The sequence below is a fragment of the Pseudomonas urmiensis genome (genome assembly GCF_014268815.2).
GTDB lineage: Bacteria > Pseudomonadota > Gammaproteobacteria > Pseudomonadales > Pseudomonadaceae > Aquipseudomonas > Aquipseudomonas urmiensis.
This window is the reverse complement of record NZ_JABWRE020000001.1, coordinates 2,345,641-2,369,245: the sequence shown is the minus strand read 5'-3', so window position 1 is coordinate 2,369,245 and position 23,605 is coordinate 2,345,641. Positions and strand designations below refer to the sequence as shown.

Genomic DNA, 23,605 nt, shown 5'->3' with positions numbered 1-23,605 from the left:
GTCTAACGCAGTATGGCCGTTGGACACGGGCTTGCTACCAAAGATTACATTGCCTGTGTCCTGGGACAGCGCTACCTTAGTGGCCGTTCCCTATCCTGGCAAGTAGTAAAATTACAACATCCATGTCCCGCACCGGCTCCCGTACTACAGGTCGCCCGACCCTGGCTGAAGTGGCCAGGCTTTCCGGCGTATCCCCCATTACCGCATCCCGTGCCTTGCGCGGCGTCAGTACCGTGGCCCCAGAACTGGTGGAAAAGGTCCTCAGCGCTGCCGCCAGCCTGGGCTATATCGCCAACCCGGCGGCCCGGGCGCTGGCCTCGGCGCGTAGCCACTCGGTGGTGGTGCTGATTCCGTCGCTGTCCAACCAGCTGTTCATCGATACCCTGGAAGCCATCCATGAGGTGATGCGTCCACGCGGTCTGGAAGTGCTGATCGGTAACTATCACTACGATATTGCCGAAGAAGAGAACCTGATTCGCAACTATCTGGCTTATCAACCCTGTGGGGTGCTGCTCACTGGCTTTGATCGCAGCGAAGCGGCAAGGCAGTTGCTGACCGCCAGCCGAGTGCCCTGTGTGCACATGATGGAGCTTGGTGGTGACGCCGGCGCGGTGTCGGTTGGTTTCTCGCAGCAACAGGCCGGGCGCGCTGCTGCGCGGCACCTGATCGAACGCGGCCGGCGGCGCCTGGCGTTCATCGCTGCGCAGCTCGATCCGCGGGTGCTGCAGCGTGCCGAAGGATTTCGCCAGGCCTTGGCTGAAGCCGGCATGCAGGCGCCTGAGCTGGAAGTGCTGGCGCCGCAGCCGTCGTCGATTGGCCTAGGCGGGGAGCTGTTTAGCCGCTTGCTGGCCCAGGCGCCGGATGTCGACGGGATCTTCTTCTGTAACGACGACCTGGCCCAGGGTGCAGTCTTGCAGGCATTGCGCCAAGGCATCGAGGTGCCGCGGCAAGTGGCGATGGTCGGTTTCAACGACCTGCCGGCCTCAGCGCATATGGTCCCGCCCTTGACCTCGATTCGCACGCCGCGCGCTGCGGTCGGACGGGCGGCTGCGCAGGCACTGCTGGCCATGCTCGACGGCAAGCGCGTGGCCAGCGAGCAGCAGGATCTGGGCTTCGAGTTGGTGGTGCGCGAAAGCAGCTGATGCGCATGCTCTGCTTCGTTCGGGCTGCGTTGCAGCCCGTTCACGCGGCGCACGGTTAATCCTAAAGTGATAGCAGATTGCTTGCATGGCGTCGGCGCCGATCTATGCTCAGGGCATCCCGTGGATGAAGGAGCCCGGCGTCATGTTCGAATACCATCGCAAGTCCGACCTCGTCGAGATTCAGCGTTGCCGCCAGGCCTTGGCGGGTATGGAGGCGAAGTTGGCGGCGGTCAGCCGTTCCATGGCCATGATCGAGTTCGCCCCTGACGGCACCATCCTCGGCGCCAACGACAACTTCTGCAAAGCCATGGGCTATAGCGCTGAAGAGATCAGCGGTAAACATCACCGCCTGTTCTGTGACCCGGCCTATGCCAAAACTGCCGAGTACCAGCAGCTGTGGCGTGAACTGGGCCAGGGCAAGGCGATCAGTGGCACCTTCGAGCGGGTCGACAAGGCTGGCCGCGAAGTGTGGCTGGAAGCTAGCTATATGCCGGTGCTGGATGAGCGCCAACAGGTTACCAGTGTGATCAAGGTGGCGTCCGATATCAGCCGGCGGGTGCTGGAGGAGCATGAAAGCGAAAGCCTGCTCAAGGCGATCGGTCGCTCGATGGCGATCATCGAGTTCACCCCGCAAGGCCGGGTGATCAAGGCCAACCAGAACTTCCTCGACACCATGGGCTATCGGCTCGAAGAAGTCGTCGGTCGCCATCATGGCTTGTTCTGCCTGGCGCATGAGCGCGAGTCGGCCGAGTACCGGGAGTTCTGGGCCTCTCTGAACCGCGGCGAGTACCACTCCCATCGTTTTGAACGGGTCAACAAGCGCGGCGATACGGTGTACCTGGAGGCTTCGTATAATCCGATTTTCGACAGCAAGGGCCGGCTGTACAAGGTAGTCAAGTTCGCCAGTGATATCACGGCTCAGGTCAGCACCCAGCAGAGTGCCGCCGACGCCGCCCATGCCAGTTCCGTGCAGACCGACGCCTGCGCCCGCAAAGGCAGCGATGTGGTGCAGCAGACGGTGCAGGTGATCGAGCAGATTTCCCAGGAGTTGAGCGATGCCGCGCGCACCATCGATGCGGTGAGTAAGCAGTCGGAAGTAATTGGCCAGATTGTCCTGACCATCCGGGGTATCGCTGATCAGACCAACCTGTTAGCGCTCAACGCCGCGATCGAGGCGGCCCGTGCAGGCGAGCACGGTCGTGGCTTTGCCGTGGTCGCTGACGAGGTACGCAGCCTGGCGGCGCGCACGAGCAAGGCTACCTTGGAGATCGTTGATGTGGTGCGCCAGAACCACGACCTGTCGCTGACTGCGGTGGCCAGCATGCAGTCGAGCCTGTCGCGCACTGGGCGCGGAGTAGCGTTGGCCAACGAGGCGGGTACGGTGATCCAGGAAATTCAACAGGGATCGCGGCATGTGGTCGATGCCATCAGCCAGATCAGCTCGACGTTGCAATTGCATTAAGGTTTTCGCGCAGCTCTCGTTGCAGCGTCTGCAGGCTGGCCTCCAGGCGCTGGAGCAGTTTCAAGGTGGATTCGTGGTGGCTGATGGCCTGTTCCACGGCCTCGCAATCGCGCACCACGCCCCTGACTTTAAGCATCTTTGCTCCGCCTTTGATCCGATGCACCAAGGTCCGCACAGCGTCTTCGCGCGGTGCTGGGCCTAAGGCGCGTAAGCCCTGCAGGTCTTCGCTGGCGCTCTGTGCCAGCTGCTCAAGCAGGCGTCTGATCAAGGTGGCGTCATCCTGGGTCAGGTGGCGCAGTTCATCGAGGTTAAAGCCGCTGCTGCTCAACCCAGGCTCTGCCTCGGGCGGTTGGACCAGCGGCAGGTGCGCCTTGATGGTTTGCAAACCGATAGGCTTGAACAGGCAGTCGTCCATGCCACTGGCCAGGCAGCGTTCACGTTCTTCGACCTGGGCATTGGCGGTGACGCCGAGGATCCGGCAAGGAGGGCGGTTAGTGAGTTTTTCCGCGGCGCGTATGCGCTGCGTCAGTTCATGGCCATCCATCACCGGCATGCTGCAGTCGGTGATCACCAGGTCAAACTGGCCTGTTTGCCAGAGGCCGAACGCCGCCTGGCCATGCTCGGCCAGCGTCACATGATGGCCCAAAGTGGAGAGCTGCTTGTCTAGCAACAGCAGGTTGGCTGGGTAGTCGTCAACCACCAGGATGTTCAGCGGCCCGCCCTGGTCGATGGGTTCAGCTTCGGCTGGCTCGACCTCGGCAGGCGCCTGGGCGGTTGTCAGTTGCAGTGTCACCTCGACTTTGGTGCCCATGCCCTCGACGCTTTGCAGGGTCAACTTGCCGCCCATCAATTCGGCCAGGGTGCGGCTGATTACCAGGCCTAAGCCTGCGCCCTGGCGCGCACGTGGTCCGTCTACCTGGGCGAAGCTATTGAACAACTTGGCCTGGTCGGCGGGGCTGATGCCCACGCCGCTATCTTGCACACAGAGCGTGACCTGTACGGGCTGGTTGGCTTGCCCGGCAGCCGCCGACAGGCGCACCAGAATTTCACCGCGATCGGTGAACTTGATCGCGTTGCTCAGCAGGTTGGACAGCACTTGCTTGAGGCGCAATGGATCGGCCTGCAGCCAAAGCGCCTGCTCGGGCAGCTCGGTGCGCAGGTGCAGGCCCTTGATGCGGGCATTGCCATCGAACACCCGAACCGTTGCGCGGACCAGCTCGACCAGATCGGTCGGTGCCGGTTGCAAGGTCATGTGACCGGATTCGATGCGGGAAATATCGAGGATATCGCCGATCAGCTCGAGCAGGCCGACAGCCGAGTCATGCGCAGTCTGTAAGGTGTGGGGGTCGCTTTGGCCATTTTGGGCGTCCTCCAGTGCCAACTCCAGCAAGCCGATCACCGCATTCATTGGCGTGCGGATTTCGTGGCTCATGGTGGCCAGGAAGGTGCTTTTGGTCTGGCTGGCCTGTTCGGCGTCGTCCTTGGCCTGGCGCAGTTGTTCGAGCAGGCCGCGGCTCAGTGCCAACTGGGCCTGCAGTGCACCTTGAGCCTCGGTACGTTGATGAATCAATTTGCGCAGGTAGCTGTTCCAGAACACCACGCCTGACAGCAGCAGCGCGGCAAGGATCAATACCTGCAAAGCCAGGGTGCGGTAATTGCGCCACGGGCTGTCACTGACCAGAGTGCTGCTGCGCCAGCGGTTGACCAGTTGGTCCATCTCGTCGGGGGGAATGCTGAGCAAGGCTTTGTTGAGGATGCTTTGCAGCTCGACCAGCTCGGGTGCGACGGCGAACGCAGCACTCGCTGGATCGTCGTTTTGCAGGCCGGCAATTCGCAGCTTGCCTTTGAACACCTGGCCAATGTAATAGCTGGCATTGATCAGGCTGCTCAGGGCCACATCGGCTTCACCATTGGCTACCGCTTCCATCAAGCCCAGTGGGGTGTTCACTTCGACAAAGCGGGCATGGGCGTACTGGGCCTGGAGCAAGGCGCGCTGGGGCGAGCCGCGGATCAACGCGACCCGCTTGCCTTCCAGCGAGCGCGAACCTGCCGGCCACGCCATATCCGCGCGGGTCACCAAGACCCGCGGGCTGACCAGGTATGGGCGGGTGTAGCGCAGGCGGGCGGCTCGGTCGCCGCCGTAGCCCAAGGCGCCGATCATCTGCGCCTCACCTTGGGCGACCTGTTCGACCATCGCCTGCACCGAGTCGACTTCGACGCAATTGAACTGCAGGCCGGTGCGCAGGCTGATTTGCCGGAGCAGGTCCATGGTGATGCCGGTAGGGCGTTGCTGGCTGTCGTTGAAGGTCAGCGGGGCCAGGGAGGGATTGACCAGCACGCGCACCACCGGGTGGCGGGTAATCCACTCTTGTTCGGCGGTAGTCAGGGCCGCCACCCGGCGCTGCATCAGCAGACTGGTATTGCCGCTGCTCCAGCGTCGCAGAATATTCAGGCGTTCGCTGTCGGTGATTCTGTCGAGCGCATTATCCACCAATCGGCGCAACTGGGTGTTTTCATTGGCCAAGGCGAAGGCAAAGAACTCAGCAGGCAGGGGCGAGAAGTGATCTACCCGAATCTGCCCTTGGTAGCTCTTGCCGATCAAGTAGTCGGTGCTGATGGCATCGCCCAGGTAGGCATCCACCTCGCCCAGCGCCACAGCCGAGAGGCCTGCCAGGGTCGAGCGATAGAGCGACAGCTGCGCCTGGGGATAGTGCGCGCGCACCATTTCGGTTGGCAGGTAGTGATCGACCATCGCCAGGCGCAGGCCGGCGAGCGCGTTGCTTTGATTGAGGGTGTGCCCTTGGCGGCTGACGATCACCGGCAAGTCATCGGCATACGGCTGGCTCAGGCTCAGTTGGGCCTCGACCGCTTCGAAGGCATTGGAGCTGCCTAAAAGATCGATGCGCCCTTCATGCAGGGCGGCGATCGCCTCGTCGCGGCTGGGAAAGCGCCGTACCTCGATGGGAATGCCCAGCTGTTCGGCGATAAGTCCCGCGTAATCGGCGCTCAAGCCCTCATAGTCGGCCTGATCAATGTTGATTTCAAAAGGCGGATAGTCAGGGCGAGAGCTGCCCAGCACCAACACCTTGCGCTTATCGAGCCAGTCACGATCTTGCTGATCCAGCACCAGCGGCGGGGCCGCGCTTGCCGAGCGGGCCAGTAGCTGGCGGACTTCGCCTTCGGCATGGGCCAGCGTGGCGAGGCTGATCGCCAGCATCATTGCCAGTAGAGCGCCCCTGATCATGTGCGCAGGTTCAGTTGACGTTATTGCGCTTGGCAAGGTCGACCATCTCAACCAGCGATTCGGATTTGAGCTTTTCCATGATCCTTCCGCGGTAGGTACTGATGGTCTTGGCACTGAGGTTCATGCGTTCGCCGATCGACTTGTTGTTTTCGCCTCGGCTCAAACGACGCAGAACTTCCATCTCTCGGTTGGAGAGGCTGCCCAGGCGCACGTTTTCGTTTTCCAGCGAGTTGCTGTTGACCGACATCTGCGGAAAGGTCGAATAACCCTTGACCAGTGCCTTGAGGGCGAACACCAAGGATTCGGTGTCTTCATCCTTGTTGACGAAGGCGGCGATGCCTGCATCCAGGCAGCGGCGTACGTAGAGATCGGCGGGTTGTCCGGTCAGCACCAGAATTTTTGGCGCAGGTTCCAGCAACTGCAAACGCTTGATCACTTCCATGCCGTCCAGGCCCGGCAGGCCGATGTCGAGAATCACCACTTGGGGCGAGAGTTTGCGCGCTTGTTGTACCGCTTCAATGCCGTTGCCGGCCTCACCGATCACCTGGAAACGTTCACGCTCCAGCAACATGCGTACGGCCATCCTTACGGTTGGGTGGTCATCGACCATCAGCACGGTTGTCATTGGGAAACTCCTGTCGGAAATTTAGTCCGTTTCCTGAATCACCCAGGAATACGTCTGTAGGGCCTGCCCGGCAGCGCGCAAGATACGTCGATTCAGAATCCTTGGTAATGGCGAGTATAGGTGCGTTGAAAAAACGCGGAGGGTCTGTTGAAAAAGCCTACAAAAAAGAGCGGTTTTGCACGCCCCGGCAAGCGATTTGGCTCACCGGAGCGTGTAGGGATCAGGCGCAGGCGGGGTGCGGTTTTACGATGCGTTGCGTCGAAGCGGGATTATTACTCAGCGCCGTGCCGACCCGGCTGGGCCTGGCCAGCAGCTGGCCCGAGCAATTTGGGCAGCGCCCCTGAAAACGCTGCTCGGCGCAGGCCTGGCAGAAGGTGCATTCGAATGAGCAAATCAGCGCCTGGGGGCTTTCTGCGGGCAAGTCGACATCGCAGCATTCGCAGTTGGGGCGTAGCTCGAGCATGGGCATGACTCCGGTGGGCGAGAGGTAGACCGCAGTCTGCTACGCCAGCCGCGCGCCTGGCAACGCTCAGTTGCCAGGACGATACAGGTGGGCATGGCCGGCCCGGTACAGGGCCGAGTCGCTGAAGGGGGCATCGCCCAGCACATGGCCAACCAGGATCAGCGCGGTGCGCCGGAAGTCCTTGGCCGAGGCGCGTTCGACGATGTCCTGCAACGTGCCCTGGACCCAGTCCTGATCTGGCCAGGAGGCCCGATGAATCACGGCAATCGGGCAGTCGGGGCCATAGTGCGGCAGCAGCTCGGCGACGATCCGTGGCAAGTGCTTGACGCCCAGGTGAATGGCCAAGGTGCTGCCGTGCCGGGCCAGGTCCGCCAGTTGCTCGCCAGCGGGCATCGGTGAGCGGTCGCCGTAGCGGGTGAGGATCACGGTCTGGGCGACCCCGGGCAAGGTCAGTTCGCAGCCAAGCAGGGCGGCGCTGGCGGCGGTGGCGGTGACGCCCGGGATGATCTGGTAGTCGATGCCCAGCTCGCGCAGGCAGCGGATCTGCTCGCCAATGGCCCCATACAGACTTGGATCGCCGCTGTGCACGCGGGCCACATCCTGGCCTTTGGCATGGGCTGTACGGATGGCGCTGATGATCTGCTCCAAGTGCAGCTCGGCGCTGTTGATCAGTGTTGCGGCGCGGTGGCCTTCGAGCACGGCGGCCGGTACCAAGGAGCCGGCGTAGATGATCACCGGGCACTGGCGGATCAGGCGCTGGCCTTTGACCGTGATCAGTTCCGGGTCGCCGGGGCCGGCGCCGATGAAGTAGACCGTCATGGAAAATCCTTGCAGATGAAATAGGCGCGATTATCGGCCACTGGCGAAGGCGAGGGTAGCGCCGCCGAGAATCTGCCGGGCAAGTACCAGTCGCGCAGCGCCATGGGCCTGGGCAGCCAGGGCCAGGGCGCTACTTTCGGCAACGCCCCAGCAGCCGCTGTGGGTGAAGGCTGCAGCGGAACGATGGGACAGTTGCGCTTCGAAGCGTTGCAGCTGCACGGGGGTGAACACCCGCAAAGGCAGCGCGAGTTGCCTGGCCAAGTCAGCCAGGCCAGCCTCGTCGGCTTTCAGCTCGATGCTGGCGATGCCCTGCACTGCACTCAGCGGCAGTTGCAGCTGTGCCAGGCCTAGGCGCAGCAGGGTTTCAAGGTTCTGCCGCGAGCAGCCCTGGCGACAGCCAAAGCCGGCATACAGCACCGGCAGGGCAGTGGCGCTAGGCATCAGGCCTGGCGGGAGCGGCGGAACAACCAGGCGCTGAGCAGGCCCAGGGCCACCCAGAACGCTGCGTTGGTCAGCCAGGAGGCGATCTTGAACTGGGTTTCCAGCGCCTCAGGGGCGAGGCTTTGATGAACCTCTGGCTGCGGCGCGCCGATCACGTGTGGCACCACCAACAGCAGCACACCCACCAGTTTGAGCAGCCAGTGCTGGGCGAACACGATCAGCGCCAGGCCCGTGGCAGTGGCGGCGGCAGTGCCAATCCACCAGGCCTGGCGCTGGCCAAGATCGGCCGCAGCGGTGCCCGGCAACTCAGGTGGCAGGCCCAGGGTCGGCGCCAGGCAGAACACCGCGAAACCGGCCAGGCCCCACAATGCGCCGGTGCTCACCCGATTGGGTTCGCGCAGGCTATACAGCGCGGCCAGAATCAGCGCGAATCCGACCGCGACCACCAGGTTGCCGCCCGTGGTCGACAGCACGCGCTGCCAGCCATCCTCAGGCGCCCAGGCTTCGGCGCTATGTTCATGAGGTGCGTGCGCTTCGCCGGCATGCTCATGCTGCTCGGCAGGTGCTGCGGTTTCGAAGGTTTCCGCTTGAAGAATCAGCGGGCTGACCCACACGCTTTGCAGCAGGGTCAGCAACAGGGCTGCAAGCAGGCCGCTGAAGCCGGCGGTACGGGCAATGCGCTTGATCATGCGAGGCTACTCAGTGGCAAGGAAAGGCGGCGCTGTGGCGGGTGTCGTGGGCAGCGTTGTGCACCGCTTCGATGTGCGAGAAACCGGCAAAGTAGATCAGGCACAGGCCGAGCAGGCTGGCGCCGGCGGCGATGATCACGCGCTGGCTGAGGCTGATGGGGGTGGCGATACTGTGCTTGGCGCTGGTGATGGGCATGACGCTTTCCTCTGCTTGTTATAGGCAACGGGCAAGCGCGGCAGCCCCGGACGTGATTCGTCCAGGGACATGCGACAGCGCCCGCCCACCGCGGGGTGTTCATTGCTACGTAGGCAGGCCGGTCTCCGGGCTTGCGAGGTGGAGCAGGGCTCCAGCAGAGGCGTCACCTTCCCATGCCAGACAACTCGGCACAGTGGTCAAGACGCTTCCTCGCTTACCGTTGCGGGGGCAGCACCGGCCTTGTCGTGGGCATGGATGAAGAGCCTACGACGCACCGGTTTCCCGTTTCACCCCCGTGGGGGCACCTGAACGCAAGGCGTTAGCAAACCACACCTGAGCTTCAGGCTACAAGCTGTAAGCGATGCGATGGCTGGCAAAGTCGGCTGTTTTTTGGTGTATTGAAGGACGACTGGATGTCGTTTGTTCTGGCCTCATCGCGGGGCAAGCCCGCTCCCACGGGATCTAGGTGCGTATCTACTTGCAGCTTATAGCCGTGATGCGTAGCCTTGCCGCTTCGAGGTTCTGCGCCTGTAGGCGCAGCTAAGACGGGAACGCGGTACAAGCCGCGGCTGCCCCCGCAACTGTAAGCACTGAACAGGATCGACACAGCCACTGCGCCCCGGCGCGGGAAGGCGTCATCCAACCGGCCTGGCGCCGGAGCGGTGCGAGCCAGGAGACCTGCCTCGTAGCGATTTCGACTTTTAATCCGGGCGGGGTGATCCGGTGGCGAACGAGCCTGGCCAATCGGCCTGAGGCTTTCGTCCTGCATGCCCGCGCCATCCTGCCAAGGGCATCGAGACATGAAAACACTGGCCAAGCTTCCCGTCACCATCGTCACCGGCTTCCTCGGCTCGGGCAAGACTACCTTGCTGCGGCACATGCTCGACAACGCCCAAGGCCGGCGCATTGCCGTTATCGTCAACGAATTCGGCGAGCTGGGCATCGACGGCGAGATTCTCAAGCAATGCAGCATTGGCTGCACCGAAGAAGAAGCCAGCGGCCGCGTCTACGAGCTGGCCAACGGCTGCCTGTGCTGCACTGTGCAGGAGGAGTTCTTCCCGGTGATGCGCGAGCTGGTGGCGCGCCGTGGCGACCTTGACCACATTCTCATCGAAACCAGCGGTCTGGCCCTGCCCAAGCCATTGGTGCAAGCCTTCCAGTGGCCAGAAATCCGCAACGCCTGCACGGTCGACGCGGTGATCACGGTGGTCGACAGCCCGGCCGTCGCGGCTGGCACCTTCGCCGCCTACCCAGACCAGGTGGATGCCCAGCGCAAGCTCGACCCCAACCTGGACCACGAATCACCACTGCATGAACTGTTCGCCGACCAGTTGGCCAGCGCCGACCTGGTAGTGCTGAACAAGGCCGACCTGATCGACGCCGAAGGCTTGGCCAAGGTTCGCGCCGAGGTCGCCGAGGAGTTGCCAGCGGCCGTCAAAGTGATCGAGGCGAGCAGTGGTCGTCTGCCACTTGAGGTGCTGTTGGGCGTGGGGGCAGAGTCTGAAGCGCACATCGATGGGCGTCGTACTCACCACGATTCGCACCACGACGACGGCGATCATGACGATCACGACCACGATGCCTTCGATTCCATCTCCATCGACTTGCCCGAGGCTGACGAAAGCCTGCTGCTCGACGCCCTGACCCAACTGGTGGTCGAGTTCGGCATCCTGCGCGCCAAGGGCTTCGCGGCGATCCCCGGCAAGCCGATGCGCCTGCTGATCCAAGGTGTCGGCACCCGTTTCGACAAACACTTCGACCGCGCCTGGCGTGCCGATGAACTGCGCATCACCCGCCTGGTGCTGATTGGCCAGGATTTGCACGCCGCTGAGCTCGAAGCGCGCCTGCGCCAGGCCCTGGGCGCCTGACCCATGCACTTGCTGCGGACCCAGCCCGGCGGCTTCGTGCCGGACGACAGCATCGCCGACCTCGGCCAGACCCCGGCCGAGCTGGTGATTCTCTGCAGCGGTGATTCGCACCTGGCGCTGCTGGCGGACACCGTCGAGCAGTTGCCCGGCGACTACCCCAGCGTGCGCCTGGCCAACCCTATGCAGGTACAGAACCATGCCTCGGTCGATCTGTATGTCGACCAGGTGCTGCGCCACGCCAAGGTGATTCTGCTATCGCTGCACGGTGGGGTGGGTTATTGGCGCTACGGGGTCGAACAGTTGGTCGAGCTGGCCAGTCGCGGCGTGCAACTGATCCTGGTGCCCGGCGATGATCGTCCCGACCCGCAGTTGACCGACCTGAGCACAGTGCCGGCAGCACACGCCGAACGGCTTTGGCACTATTTGCGCCAGGGCGGTAAGGCCAATGCGCTGAACCTGTTCAATTGCCTGGCCAACCTGTGGCTTGGGCGTAATTACTCCTGGGACGAGCCGCAGCCGCTGCCGCGCACCGCGGTCTACCACCCGCACAAGGCCAGTGCCCAGCCAAGCGACTGGTTCGCCGATTGGGACCCGCTCCAGCCGGTGGCGCCGCTGCTGTTTTATCGCTCACATTTGCAGGCGGCCAATACCGCCTTCATTGACGTATTTTGCCAGCGCTTGCAGGCCGCGGGCCTGAATCCGCTACCGATCGCGGTCGCCAGCCTTAAAGAGCGCGGCTGCCTCGATCAGGTCGAGGCCTGGATGGATGAGGTCGAGGCCGAAGTGGTGATCAATACCACCGGTTTCGCCTTGTCCAGCCCCGAGCAGCCCAACCTGCGGCCGTTACGCCGGGATGTGCCGGTGTTGCAAGCCATCTGCGCCCAGGACAACCAGCAGGGCTGGGAAACCAGCGAGCAGGGCCTGGGCGCGCGCGATTTGGCCATGCACATTGCCTTGCCGGAACTCGATGGGCGGATCATCACCCGCCCGGTCAGCTTCAAGGACTTGGCCTGGCGCAGCGAGCGCAGCCAAGCGGATGTGGTCTGCTACCGCGCCCATCCGGAGCGGATGGACTTCGTTGCCGAACTGGCCAGGCGCTGGGTTGAACTGGCGCGCTTGCCCAATGGGCAGAAACGCGTTGCCCTGGTGCTGGCCAACTACCCAACCCGCGACGGGCGCATTGGCAATGGCGTAGGCCTGGATACGCCGGGGGCTGCGCTGAACATCTTGCAGGCGCTGCGGGCCGAGGGCTATCCGCTAGGGGAATTGCCTGAAACGGGCACCGCGCTGATTCATCAGCTGTTGGGCGGTGTCACCAACGACCTGGATCACCTCGACCAACGCCCTTGCGCACAGAGCTTGAGCCTGGCCGATTACCAGCAGGCGTTCGCCCGCTTGCCCGAGGCCAATCAGCAGGCGGTGCTCGAACGTTGGGGGCCACCGGAACAAGACCCCATGTTCCGCAGCGGACGGCTGATGGTAGCGGGTTTGCGTTTCGGCCTGACCTTCGTCGGGATCCAGCCTGCGCGTGGTTATCAGGTCGATCCGAGCGCGGTGTATCACGACCCCGACCTGGTCCCGCCGCACGGCTACCTGGCGTTCCATTTCTGGTTGCGCCATGTCTATGCAGCCGACGCGGTGATCCATGTCGGCAAGCATGGCAACCTCGAATGGCTGCCTGGCAAGGGCGTCGGCTTGTCCGCGCAGTGCTGGCCGGATGCGCTGCTGGGGCCGCTGCCGAACATCTATCCATTCATCGTCAATGACCCGGGTGAGGGCGCCCAGGCCAAGCGCCGGACCCAGGCAGTGATCATCGACCACCTGATGCCGCCGCTGACCCGCGCCGAAACCTATGGCCCGTTGCGTCATTTGGAGCAATTGGCCGACGAATACTACGAAGCCCAGTTGCTCGACCCACGCCGGGCGCGTGAGCTGCAGCGGGACATCCTCGAGTTGCTCAAAGCCAACCACATCGACCGTGAGTTGCAGCTAGAAGGCCAGCTGGATGACGCCGCCGTCTGGTTGCCACGCCTTGACACCTACCTGTGCGACTTGAAGGAGTCGCAGATTCGCGATGGCCTGCATGTGTTCGGCCAGTCGCCCGAGGGGCGTTTGCGCATTGATACCCTGTTGGCGTTGCTGCGGGTCGCCCGAGGCGATGGCAAGGGCGGCAATGCCAGCCTGATCCGCGCCTTGGCCCAAGCCCTGGCGTTGGGCTTCGATCCGCTGGACTGCGATCTTGGCCTGGCCTGGCAAGGGCCACGGCCGCCGCTGTTGCAGGCGCTCGGTGAAAACCCATGGCGTACCCAGGGTGATACCCGTGAGCGGCTCGAACATCTGGCCCTGGCGCTGATCGAGCAGGCGCTGGCGGGGCAACTGACGCTTGACGCTGATGCGCAATGGCAAGGGGTCAACGAGGTACTGCGCGAGCTGGTCGACTCGGTAGCGCCGAACCTCGACGCCTGTGGCGCGGCGGAGCTTGACGGCCTGCTCGCGGCGCTTGCAGGCCGCTTCGTGCCAGCAGGCCCCAGCGGCGCGCCCAGCCGCGGGCGCCTGGACGTGCTGCCCAGCGGGCGCAACTTCTACACGGTGGATGTGCGCAACCTGCCCACCACTACGGCCTGGCGGCTGGGCTTCGCCTCGGCCAACCTGATTCTGGAGCGGCACCTGCAGGAGCACGGCGATCACCTGCGCCAGCTGGGGCTGTCGGTCTGGGGCACGGCCACCATGCGTACCGGCGGTGATGACATTGCCCAGGCCATGGCCTTGATGGGTGTGCGTCCGGTCTGGGCCACCGGCAGTCAGCGGGTCGATGATTTCGAAATCCTGCCCTTGAGCCTGCTGGACCGGCCACGGGTGGACGTAACCTTGCGGGTCTCCGGGTTCTTCCGTGATGCGTTCGGCAACCTGATCCGCCTGTTCGATGCCGCGGTGCAGGCGGTGGCAGCGCTCGATGAGCCCGCCGACCTCAACCCCCTGGCGGCGCGCGTGCGAGCGGAGCGAGAAGCCTTGCAGACACAAGGCCTTGACGCCGAACAGGCGGCGCGACAGGCCGGTTGGCGGGTGTTCGGGGCCAAGCCTGGTGCTTATGGTGCCGGGGTGCAGAATGCCATCGACGGGCGCTTGTGGCAGGGCCGCGAAGACCTGGCCGAGGTTTATCTCAACCATGGTGGCTATGCCTATGGTGGCGCTGACGAGGGCACCCCGGCCCGCGCCCAGTTCGCCACACGCCTGGGCCAGGTCCAGGCCGTGTTGCAGAACCAGGACAACCACGAGCACGACCTGCTTGACTCCAATGACTACTACCAGTTCCAGGGCGGCATGCTGGCAGCGGCCGAGACCTTGGCCGGCTCGACAGTGGCCAGCTATCACGGCGATCACAGCCAGGTCGATCGGCCGCGCATCCGCACCCTCAAGGAAGAGCTGAACCGGGTGATCCGTGCCCGCGCGCTGAACCCAAAGTGGATCGACGGCGCCAAGCGCCATGGCTACAAGGGCGCCTTCGAATTGGCCGCCACGGTGGACAACCTGTTCGCCTTCGACGCCACCACACACCTGATCGACGACCATCATTATCAGTCGCTGGCCGAGGCCTATGTGCTCGATCCAGCGACCCGTGACTTCATGCGTGAGCACAACCCAGAAGCCCTGCGCGACCTCACCGAGCGTCTGCTCGAAGCCCAGCAACGGGGCCTCTGGCAAGAGCCGGGCGCGTACCGCGAAGCGCTCGAAGAGCACCTGCTCGAGGGCGAGGAAGATTCGTTAAATGACTGAACCCGTGCAATTTCCCCTGGCCGCCGTAGTCGGCGCCGAGCCACTCAAACTGGCCCTGTGCCTGACCGCGATCGACCCCAAGATTGGCGGCGTGCTGATCGAAGGCCCGCGTGGCATGGCCAAAAGTACCTTGGCCCGTGGCCTGGCCGACTTGCTGGGCAATGCCGAGCACAGCCCGCCGTTCGTCACCTTGCCGCTGGGGGCGACTGAAGAGCGCTTGGTCGGCACCTTGGATCTGGATGCCGCACTGGGGCAGGGCAAAGCCCAGTTTTCCCCAGGGGTGCTGGCCCATGCCAATGGCGGCGTGTTGTACGTCGATGAGGTCAATCTGCTGCCTGATCCTCTGGTGGACCTGCTGCTGGATGTTGCCGCCAGCGGCACCAACCGTATCGAGCGCGACGGCATCTCCCATCGGCACGACGCCCGTTTCGTGCTGATCGGCACGATGAATCCGGAGGAGGGTGAACTGCGTCCGCAATTGCTCGACCGCTTCGGCTTGAATGTTTCCCTCGATGGCCTGCCCGAGCCTGCGGCGCGTCAACAGATCATTCGTCGGCGCCTGGCGTTCGACAGCGATCCGCAGGCCTTCTGCACCCAGTGGGCAAGCGCTCAGGCGCAGCTGCGCGAGCGTTGCCAGAACGCTCGCCAGCGGCTTGAGCAGATTGCCTTGGACGACCAAGCCTTGGCCTGGATTACCGAGCGTTGTTTTGCTGCGGGAGTGGATGGCCTGCGCGCTGACCTGGTCTGGTTGCGCGCGGCGCGTGCCCATGCTGCCTGGCGCGGCAGTGAGGCTATCGAAGAGCAGGATGTCGACGCTGTTGCAGAATTCGCCCTGCGCCATCGTCGGCGAGAAGCGCCGGCGGCCAATCCGCCGAGTGCAGCGCCTGCTGCTGGCGGTGCCGATAGCAAGTCTGAGGGCGGGCAGGGTGACTGGGGGGCGCTACCGCCACAACCGGTGGCAGCTGGCCCGCGGCGCGAGGTGCCGAACTGGGCAAAAAAGCCCTGAGCATCCGCCAGCCCAACGCTGCGGCGGCGGATGCCAGACCCCGCGTCGGCAAATTGACAGGCGCTCCGCGTGGACGGGGTCGCAGTGCCGCATCTGGGCGGGTCGCCTGGTTACCGACCCTGCTCAAAGGCAAGCCCCGCCTGCGTCAGGACTTGGCCTGGCAGCAGCGTCAGGCCCAGCAGCCAGAGCTGTGGTTGGTGATTGTCGATGCGTCGGCTTCGACCCGGCGCCATCAGGCGTTGGCTCAGACCAAGGGCTTGTTGGCGCAGTTGTTCGATCAAGCTTACCGCCAGCGCGCCCGGCTAGCCTTGCTCACCGCCAGTGGCCGTGGCCCGCAATGGCAACGGCATGGCCTGAAGGCCTCGGCGGCGCTGCAGTCATGGCTACACGCACTGGGCGCCGGGGGTGGTACGCCATTGATCACGGCGCTGGAGCAGGCACGGGACTGGTTGCAGCTACGGCGTAAACGCCATCCCCACGAGTTGCAGCGCTGCCTGGTGTTTACCGATGGGCGTCTGCAGCACTGGCAGCCAGTACTGCCAATGCCCTGTGCGACCTGCCTGGTCGACATGGAATTGGCGCCAGTGCGGCTGGGGCGTGCGCACGTGTTGGCCACGCAGCTGCAGGCCGACTATCAACATATCGACCAGTTAAAACGACTGAATTGATATAACTCGCTGTTGTGCGACCCAATGTCTCACGCGCAGAAGTTAGTCGATGGAAGTTGCTGTAAGTGCGTGGTTTAACACGCACTTACAGGCGAAGTAGGCTTACTTGGGCATCGACCAGGGTTGCAGGTCATAACCTTTTTCACACAGCTCGGCGCGTACTTCTTCGATCAAGCTGGCCCATTGGGCAGGGTCGGAGTAAATACGTGAGGAGACTTGCTTGGCGCCGATACGCGTGCTGGTCCGGTCGATCACTGCCAGGCTCAGCTCACCAGTACCGTTAGGTGCATCCCAGGCTACGCACTGGAACGGTTCGAAGGCGTGGTCGGCGATCAGCAGTGCTTCGTTGACACGGAGCGGGGCATTCATGGTTCGGTCTCTCTTTGGTCCCAAACAGCGAAAGTAAGTCCGCGAGGCTGAAAAGTTAAGTTACGCAGCGCGGGGTTAATGGTACTGATGCTCCGGGGCCGGGTTGAAGTCACATGGCAGTTGAATTTTTTTATCCGCGCTTGGTTTTAGCGGCGGGCTATCCGGCGTGTGACGCCGACAACTAAATAAAATTCCCGTACGGCTAGAACATGCCGTTAACTGGCAGACAAACGGTAGGGGGTTCTGACGCTTTCGTTGCTACTGTTAATTCGGGCGCTGCAACTTACTGTTTCTACGAAAAAAACCAATCATTGGCGCCAAGGAACGGTCATGCTCGAACCCGCACCGCAACGCCGCTTGTTGATCGTCGACCCTTGCGACGACTGCCTCCGTCTATTGCCTGGCTTGCGTAGCGCCGGCTGGGATGTTCACGGCTGCACCCTGGGCTCGGCACTGGAGCACCCCTGTGATGTCGGTTTGCTGCGCTTGCAGGCCTCGCATCTGCGCCATCCCGAGGCGGTCAAGGACATGATCAAGCGCAGTAATACCGAATGGATCGCAGTGCTCAGCGCCGAGGAGCTGCGCATGCAGAACGTGGGCGACTTCGTCTGCGAGTGGTTTTTTGACTTCCATACCCTGCCATTTGACGTCTCCCGGGTGCAGGTGACCCTGGGGCGCGCTTTCGGCATGGCGCGCCTGCGCGGTAAAGGCGCAATCAAGGTTGACGAGCCTGAGCACGAATTGCTCGGCGAGAGCCGGCCAATTCGTGAGCTGCGCAAGTTGCTCGGCAAGTTGGCGCCCACCGAATCACCTGTGCTGATTCGTGGAGAAAGCGGCACCGGCAAGGAGCTGGTGGCGCGTACGCTGCATCGCCAGTCACATCGGCGCGAAAAGCCGTTTATCGCGATCAACTGCGGGGCCATCCCTGAACACCTGATCCAGTCCGAACTGTTCGGGCATGAGAAGGGCGCGTTTACCGGCGCTCACCAGCGCAAGCTAGGCCGGATCGAGGCAGCCCATGACGGCACGCTGTTCCTTGACGAGGTGGGCGATCTGCCGTTGGAGTTGCAGGCAAATCTGCTGCGCTTTCTACAGGAAAAGCACATTGAACGGGTCGGTGGTAGCCAGCCGATTCCGGTCGATGTGCGGGTGTTGGCGGCGACCCACGTGGACCTTGAGAAGGCCATCGAGCATGGGCGTTTTCGCGAAGACCTGTACTACCGGCTCAACGTGTTGCAGGTGGTGACCGCCCCCCTGCGTGATCGGCATGGTGACCTGTCGATGCTGGCCAACCATTTCTCGCACTTCTATAGCCTGGAGACCGGACGCAGGCCGCGCACTTTCAGTGACAATGCCTTGGCCGCCATGGGCCGGCACGACTGGCCGGGTAATGTGCGTGAGCTGGCCAATCGGGTGCGGCGTGGCTTGGTCCTGGCAGAGGGGCGGCAGATCGAAGCGCAGGACCTGGGTTTGCAAGTGGTCGAGCAGGAAGATCAGCCGCTGGGCACACTGGAGGATTACAAGCACCGTGCCGAGCGCCAGGCACTGTGCGATGTGCTTAACCGGCACAGTGATAACCTGAGTATCGCGGCGAAGGTGTTGGGCGTTTCGCGGCCGACGTTCTATCGCCTGCTGCACAAACACCAGATTCGCTAGGTATGTCAGTGCCTGGCGCCTGGCCGGCACTGACTCAACAGAGCTGATCGGTCAACTGGACTGCGCGATATGCCCATCTGAGCGCTCTTCGGCTGGCTCTTCATCCCCAGGCAACGCGGTAATCACGCTGAAGTCACTCACCTCGACCTCACCGCCACCATAGCCCAGCAGATGGAAGGAGAACGCCTTGCGCATGTTGGGGTTGTCGAAGCTGAACTCCATGTCCAGCGGCTGATCGGCAGTGACCAGGATTTCATCCGGCAAGCCCAGCGGCACATCCTGTTCCAGTTCCTTGGCCTTGAGCTGGATGTGCGCAGTGCGCTGCGGGTCAAGTGAACGCACCTTCACCCGCACGCGGGTATGCGAGCCTTCAGGCATTTCCAGGTACTGCGCGCCAATCAGGTTGTCCGCCCAGTCATCGTGAATGCGTGCCTGCAATTGGATCGGCGAGGGCCCGCCGAACTGGTAACGCAGGTTAAGCGGTGTGCGCAACAGCGACTGATCGAGGACGCCGGCCAGGGCGCTGATCTGCTCGCCGACGGCAGCTTGCCCAGGGCCGAGGTACTTGGCCTGGTCGGCAATGAAGCCCTCGCTGGCGTAGCGGCGACAGCGCTGCTGGAAATCGCATTCGGTAAATACTCCCTGGCCGTTGTGGTAGCGCAGCATGCCATTGGTGTAGGCGATCATTTCCCGGCCGCTGTCATAGTTTCGGTACAGCGAGCGCCCGCCCAGCGCATCGGGGATTGGCAGGGCGAAGTAGTCGAGCAAGGAGGCGGCCAGGTCGATATGGCCATAGGTGCCACGTTTGACTCGTGGGAGTTCGGCCTGCTCCGGGGCCAGGGTGAGGTTGAAGCCCCAGGACGAGGCCAGGCGCACGCCATCGATGCCGTGGGACTCATCGGAGGTGACCACTACCAGGGTGTCCTTGAGCACGCCCTGGCGCTCCAGGCTATCGAGGAACGCACCAATGGCGTCATCCAGATAGGCGACCGCCGCTTGTTTGGGGGTGTCGTAGCGTTGCAAGTACTGCTCGGGTGCCGAGTAGGGCTGGTGGGTGCCAACGGTCAGCAGGGTCAACATCCAGGGTTGATCCTGCTTGCCGAGTTGACCGATGTAGTCCAGTGCACCTTCGAAGAAGGCGCGGTCATCCTTGCCCCAGGGGAACTCCAGGTAGTTGGCGTTGCTGAACCACTCCAGGCCATGCACCGAGTCAAAGCCGATGTGCGGCATGATGCGGTCCTTGGCCATGAAGCGCAGCCCGGCGCCTTGCAGGTAGTGGGTGGTGAACCCCGCCTGACGTAGCTGCGCGGGCAGGCAGGCCTGGTTGCGCTGGTTCTGGGTGAGCAGTTCGACACCCTTGGGGGTGCCGTTGGCCAATTTGTCGTAGTCGCCGCAGAGCATGGCATACAGGCCGCGGATGGTCTGATGGGTGTGCAGCACGTAGTCGGGGGTGTTCATGCCGCGCTCGGCCCACCGGCTGAGCTTGGGCATCAACGCTTCGTCGAAGCGGCTATCGAGGGCCTCACGGTTGGCTTGCACATAGGCGCCGGGAATGCCTTCGAGGGTAATTACCAGCAGGTTGCGCGCCTGTCCGGGGGCGGCCAACAGTTTCTGGCCGCTGAGGTCAGACTGGGTCAGGCCAACACTGGGTAAAGGGGTAACTGCCTGAGTCTGGCCCAGCCAGCCCTGAGCCTGGCGCTGCAGGTTGCCCACCCCGGCCGACAACAGTTGGTGCGAGAGGTTGTACTGACGCCACTGGTCGGCGTCGGAAGGGGCCAGGTGCTGGCTCGCCCAATGCAGGCCGAACAGCATGAGCGGTACCGCCAGCGCCATGCGCGGTAGCGCGGCTAGCGGCTGTGCCCGGCTGCGCCAGGCGCTGATCAGCCACGCCAGCAGGCCGGCGCCGAGCACGGCTGGCAGCCAGGGGTGGGCCAAGCCGCCGCCGGTGGAGTTTTCCATGAACTGCGGGTCGAACAGATAACCCAGGTCGGCACTGTTCGGCAGTCGGCCCACCGCGCTCACCAGCTCGGCCGAGGCCACCCACAGCGCAGCCCATGCCAGCAGCACCGGCAAGGCCAGCCACCATGGACGACGCAACAGCAGCAGCACCAGCAGGCTGCCCAGGGCGAGGTCCGACAAGTAGCCGAGCGGGTTGGACCAGCCCAGCAGGGCACGCGCACCCAGTGGAAGCACTAGCACCAGGGTCGCCAGGGCGACAAGCCGGGTCCGCGGGTGGCCGAACAGGTTTTTCACGCAAACTTTCCTTATTGCCATTAAAACGTCACACATCCGTGCTCGATGATAACAGGCCAGGGTCAGGAAAGCGGTTGGCTACAAGCCTGGTTACCAAAAGACGGACCCGCCAAGCAGGTCCGTACGTTCGGCAAACTCAGAAGTAATAAGGGAATTTCAGGCTGAAGGAGAAGTCTGGCGAGTCGTCGGTCAGGCCAATCGAGAGGTTGGGCACGATGGTCAGGTTGTCGGTTGCGGCGAAGGTCATGCCGATGTTGAAGTTTGCCGCGTTGTAGTCGCTGTTGGGCACGTCCTGCCAGTCGCCGCCATCGGGTTTGATCTTGCTCTTGGTGGCAAATTGGTCGGACACCGAGAACGACATACTCATTTTTTCGTTCAAGGCAAAGGCAATACCGGCGCCGATCTGCCAAGAGTCACCGAGCTTCACGTCCCCTGCGACTTTACTGTTGACCTGCGGGCTGATGTCGCTGAACGAGTCCTGCATGTTGTAGGTGTAGGACAAGCTGGCAAACAGCACCGCCGGGTCGAAGGTCTTGACCAGCGAGATACCCGGGGTGATCGACCAGACACCATTGCCGGTCGGCAGGCTTTCAGGCACCGACAGGTTATCGTTGGTCGGGTCGTTGACCAGCTTGATGCCATAGGGGTCTTTGCCGGTAGGCGCCTTGACCCGCAGGGTGGCCACCGCATCGGGCCAGTTTTCCGACTCATCGAGGAATTTATAGGCGACCCCGAAGTTGACATCGCCAATGGTCGGGTCGCGGGTGACGGTGGCATCGGAGGTAACTGGGCCTGCGCCACCGGCGCCGCCAGATGAGTAGGTGGATTCGCGGTAGACCACCGGTACGTTGACGTCGAATTGCCAGCGCTGATCGAGGTTGTAGCGGGCCGTCAGGTCCAAGGTCCAGTTATCGGCCTTGATCCGGTCAAGGTTGATATTGCCCAGGAATATCGAGTCCAGCGCCAGGAAACCATTGAGCACCAAGGCTCGGGTATCGTAGTGGGTGTAGGTCAGGCCGGTTTCGACGCTGAACTTGCCGCCGCCGAAGAAGCCACTGGCCTCGTCATACAGGTTCGATACACTTTGCGCAGGTTCGGAATCTTCCTTGAGCGATTGGCCGTATGAGCTGCCGCTAGTACCTGGCGCGCCTGCGGCAACGCTCTGGCCGCCCCGTACGGTTTCGGCAGGGGATTTGGTCAGGCGCTTGGGTGCAGGGGTTGCGGGTGCTTCCTCAACCTGGCGAACGCGCTGTTCAAGCACCATCAGCGCGTGTTGCTGGGCTTCGTAACGTTGTTTCAACTCCATCAGTTCTTGTTTTAGGGCTTCGACTTGAGGGTCGGGTGCTGCATAGAGCAATGCGGCTGGAGTCAGGCTACCCAAACAGACGATAGCTCTGAAGGTTAACGATCGGTGCATGGGTTAGCCGTCCCTTCTGACTACATTTGATGAGACAGAGCGTAGATCAGAATCCGAGAGTACGAAGGCCTTTGAGCTGGTCTAGGTTGCCGCTCACCGACCCGGCTGCCGAGACGTTGTCACGCAGCACGACATTGAGCGAAGTGAGGTTTCTGACCTGATTGCCGGCGCCGAGCAACGTGGTGTTCTGCATCAGCCCACCCTGGCCCAGGCGTTGGAAGGTGCTGCCCTGGTTATTGTTGGCATTGATGTTCAGTTGCACGCCGGTGCCGCTCGAGGACACGCTCAGCGCGCCTGCAGCATTGGCTCCGAGTACTTTGCTGCCAGCGGCCAAGGCCTCGCCCTGGGGCTGCGTGGTGGGCGCTTTGTTGCCTTTGCTGACATTGATATCAACGCCGTTGTAGGCCAGGTTATGGTCGCCGGCAGCCCGCACGATCTGGGTCACGCCCTCGGTGCTATTGAGCCCCTTGCCGCCGGTTACGCTGCCCGTGCCGGGGCCTTGGCCACGCGGTGTGCCGCTGCCTTTTTGGTTGATCATCGACACGTAGAACTGCGGCTTGATGGTCGATTGCTGGATTTGCATCGACGAGGTGGCGCCAATCACTTCGCCGTTGGCATTTTGCCAGGTGCTGGTCATGACAACCCCGAAACTGATGATCCGCCCTGGCATGACATAGCGCCCGCGCAAGTTGGCCAGCTCCTGATCCTTCAGCTCAATGGGTTTGAACGTCTCCGCCTGGAGCGGCAGGCTGGCGGCCAGGCACACCACGGCTAGCCAGGTTGAAGTCTTCATTGGATGCTCCCGGAGCGTGGTGCTCCCTTGTCATTATTAGAAGAAGTCGCTTTGGATGAATCCGAAATCCATCAACTCTGCGTCTTGCACCGGGGTGAAGTTGTTGATGCGACCTTTGACGGTCAGCGGAATGGGCGGGTCGAGCAAGGCATTGCTCTTGTCGTACCCCTGGCCGATGATGGCAAAGATGATGCCGTTCCAGCCTTTGATGAAATCTTCGACTTTGAAGCGCTTGTGACCCAGTACCGGATCACCGATATACACCCAGCCGTTGTCGACTTTTTGCATGACCACAAAATGCTTGTAGCCGCGGATGTCCATCAGGACCACGACGGGAATGCGGATACTGTGCAAGGTGTCGACGGCTACCCGGTAGCCGCGGGCGCGCATGCCGAGGGTTTCCACGTAGCGTTTCATGTCGAGCATGGAAAAACCCTGCACGCGGACCAGATCCTGATCGGCGTTGGCCAGCATGCCTTCGATGATCTGCTGTTCATCGACGTCCAGCCAATAGGCTTGGCGCAAGATGGTCGCCAGCGCGGCGGCGCCACAACTGAAGTCGGTTTTCTGTTGCACCAGATCGGCGAACTTGCGTTCGCGCACACTCTGGATGGGTTTGAATATCACCGCGCCACCCGGCAAAACGGAAAGTGGCATTTGCGCGGCTTCTGCTTGGCTTGCCAGGCAAAGCAACAGCGCCAAGGCGATAATGCGCATGTT

Annotated in this window: 19 protein-coding genes, 1 pseudogene and 2 riboswitches; of the genes and pseudogenes, 8 read left to right on the top strand and 12 right to left on the bottom strand. The window is 62.7% G+C overall.

Annotated elements, in window-relative coordinates; translation table 11 throughout:
- Positions 1–122: 122 nt before the first annotated feature.
- From gntR to HU737_RS26575, 3 genes and pseudogenes are all read left to right on the top strand, one after another.
- Entirely contained in the window at positions 123–1,142 is a 1,020-nt protein-coding gene (gene gntR / locus HU737_RS10450) for an HTH-type transcriptional regulator GntR (protein WP_186554316.1), read from the top strand.
- A gap of 85 nt (positions 1,143–1,227) precedes the next feature.
- Positions 1,228–2,067: pseudogene (locus tag HU737_RS26580) on the top strand (PAS domain-containing protein); the annotation flags it as partial.
- Between the two features lie 42 nt (positions 2,068–2,109).
- Positions 2,110–2,604 carry a methyl-accepting chemotaxis protein gene (locus HU737_RS26575; protein WP_392467266.1) on the top strand — a complete coding sequence of 165 codons (495 nt, stop codon included), beginning with the start codon at positions 2,110–2,112 and terminating at the stop codon, positions 2,602–2,604.
- Here HU737_RS26575 and HU737_RS10440 read toward each other — a convergent pair.
- The 7 genes from HU737_RS10440 to HU737_RS10410 form a co-directional block, all read right to left on the bottom strand.
- On the bottom strand, positions 2,579–5,845 hold the full coding sequence (locus HU737_RS10440) for a transporter substrate-binding domain-containing protein (RefSeq protein ID WP_186554602.1): 3,267 nt from the start codon (positions 5,843–5,845) through the stop codon (positions 2,579–2,581). The two genes, HU737_RS26575 and HU737_RS10440, sit on opposite strands and share 26 nt — an antisense overlap.
- A gap of 13 nt (positions 5,846–5,858) precedes the next feature.
- Positions 5,859–6,473, bottom strand: coding sequence for a response regulator transcription factor (locus tag HU737_RS10435; protein WP_186554318.1), 615 nt, complete (start codon positions 6,471–6,473; stop codon positions 5,859–5,861).
- A gap of 220 nt (positions 6,474–6,693) precedes the next feature.
- On the bottom strand, positions 6,694–6,936 hold the full coding sequence (locus tag HU737_RS10430; RefSeq protein WP_186554319.1) for a DUF1272 domain-containing protein: 243 nt from the start codon (positions 6,934–6,936) through the stop codon (positions 6,694–6,696).
- A 66-nt stretch (positions 6,937–7,002) separates the two neighbouring features.
- On the bottom strand, positions 7,003–7,755 hold the full coding sequence (gene cobM / locus HU737_RS10425) for a precorrin-4 C(11)-methyltransferase (RefSeq protein WP_186554320.1): 753 nt from the start codon (positions 7,753–7,755) through the stop codon (positions 7,003–7,005).
- Positions 7,756–7,785: 30 nt separating this feature from the next.
- Positions 7,786–8,178, bottom strand: coding sequence for a cobalamin biosynthesis protein (locus HU737_RS10420; protein WP_186554603.1), 393 nt, complete (start codon positions 8,176–8,178; stop codon positions 7,786–7,788).
- Between the two features lie 17 nt (positions 8,179–8,195).
- Positions 8,196–8,885, bottom strand: a complete 690-nt coding sequence (locus HU737_RS10415) for a CbtA family protein (RefSeq protein WP_186554321.1) — start codon at positions 8,883–8,885, stop codon at positions 8,196–8,198.
- A 10-nt stretch (positions 8,886–8,895) separates the two neighbouring features.
- Entirely contained in the window at positions 8,896–9,081 is a 186-nt protein-coding gene (locus HU737_RS10410) for a CbtB domain-containing protein (RefSeq protein WP_186554322.1), read from the bottom strand.
- A 99-nt stretch (positions 9,082–9,180) separates the two neighbouring features.
- A riboswitch (cobalamin riboswitch) is annotated at positions 9,181–9,405 on the bottom strand.
- 176 nt (positions 9,406–9,581) lie between these two features.
- A riboswitch (cobalamin riboswitch) is annotated at positions 9,582–9,781 on the top strand.
- 100 nt (positions 9,782–9,881) lie between these two features.
- Between HU737_RS10410 and cobW the strand changes: the two genes are divergently transcribed.
- From cobW to HU737_RS10390, 4 genes are read left to right on the top strand one after another with little or no spacing between them, the layout of a single operon-like run.
- A complete protein-coding gene (gene cobW, locus HU737_RS10405) occupies positions 9,882–10,949 on the top strand; it encodes a cobalamin biosynthesis protein CobW (RefSeq protein ID WP_186554323.1) in 1,068 nt (355 codons plus the stop codon).
- A gap of 3 nt (positions 10,950–10,952) precedes the next feature.
- Positions 10,953–14,723, top strand: coding sequence for a cobaltochelatase subunit CobN (cobN, locus tag HU737_RS10400; protein ID WP_186554324.1), 3,771 nt, complete (start codon positions 10,953–10,955; stop codon positions 14,721–14,723).
- Positions 14,716–15,729, top strand: a complete 1,014-nt coding sequence (locus HU737_RS10395; protein ID WP_186554325.1) for a magnesium chelatase ATPase subunit I — start codon at positions 14,716–14,718, stop codon at positions 15,727–15,729. Before cobN ends, HU737_RS10395 begins: the two co-directional genes overlap by 8 nt.
- Before the next feature lie 53 nt (positions 15,730–15,782).
- Entirely contained in the window at positions 15,783–16,397 is a 615-nt protein-coding gene (locus HU737_RS10390; RefSeq protein WP_225915605.1) for a vWA domain-containing protein, read from the top strand.
- 102 nt (positions 16,398–16,499) lie between these two features.
- On the opposite strand, the gene HU737_RS10385 is transcribed toward HU737_RS10390, so the two are convergent.
- Positions 16,500–16,766: a hypothetical protein gene (locus tag HU737_RS10385; protein ID WP_003247923.1), complete on the bottom strand. Its 267-nt coding sequence runs from the start codon at positions 16,764–16,766 to the stop codon at positions 16,500–16,502.
- 330 nt (positions 16,767–17,096) lie between these two features.
- Between HU737_RS10385 and HU737_RS10380 the strand changes: the two genes are divergently transcribed.
- Entirely contained in the window at positions 17,097–18,422 is a 1,326-nt protein-coding gene (locus HU737_RS10380) for a sigma-54 dependent transcriptional regulator (protein ID WP_186554326.1), read from the top strand.
- Positions 18,423–18,473: 51 nt separating this feature from the next.
- Here HU737_RS10380 and HU737_RS10375 read toward each other — a convergent pair whose 3' ends face one another.
- From HU737_RS10375 to fapD, 4 genes are all read right to left on the bottom strand, one after another.
- On the bottom strand, positions 18,474–20,675 hold the full coding sequence (locus HU737_RS10375; protein WP_186554327.1) for an LTA synthase family protein: 2,202 nt from the start codon (positions 20,673–20,675) through the stop codon (positions 18,474–18,476).
- Between the two features lie 136 nt (positions 20,676–20,811).
- Positions 20,812–22,092: a fibril amyloid transporter FapF gene (gene fapF / locus HU737_RS10370; protein ID WP_186554328.1), complete on the bottom strand. Its 1,281-nt coding sequence runs from the start codon at positions 22,090–22,092 to the stop codon at positions 20,812–20,814.
- Between the two features lie 46 nt (positions 22,093–22,138).
- Positions 22,139–22,885, bottom strand: a complete 747-nt coding sequence (gene fapE / locus HU737_RS10365) for a fibril amyloid subunit FapE (RefSeq protein ID WP_186554329.1) — start codon at positions 22,883–22,885, stop codon at positions 22,139–22,141.
- Positions 22,886–22,921: 36 nt separating this feature from the next.
- Positions 22,922–23,602 carry a fibril amyloid maturation endopeptidase FapD gene (gene fapD / locus HU737_RS10360; protein WP_186554330.1) on the bottom strand — a complete coding sequence of 227 codons (681 nt, stop codon included), beginning with the start codon at positions 23,600–23,602 and terminating at the stop codon, positions 22,922–22,924.
- Between the last annotated feature and the right edge of the window lie 3 nt (positions 23,603–23,605).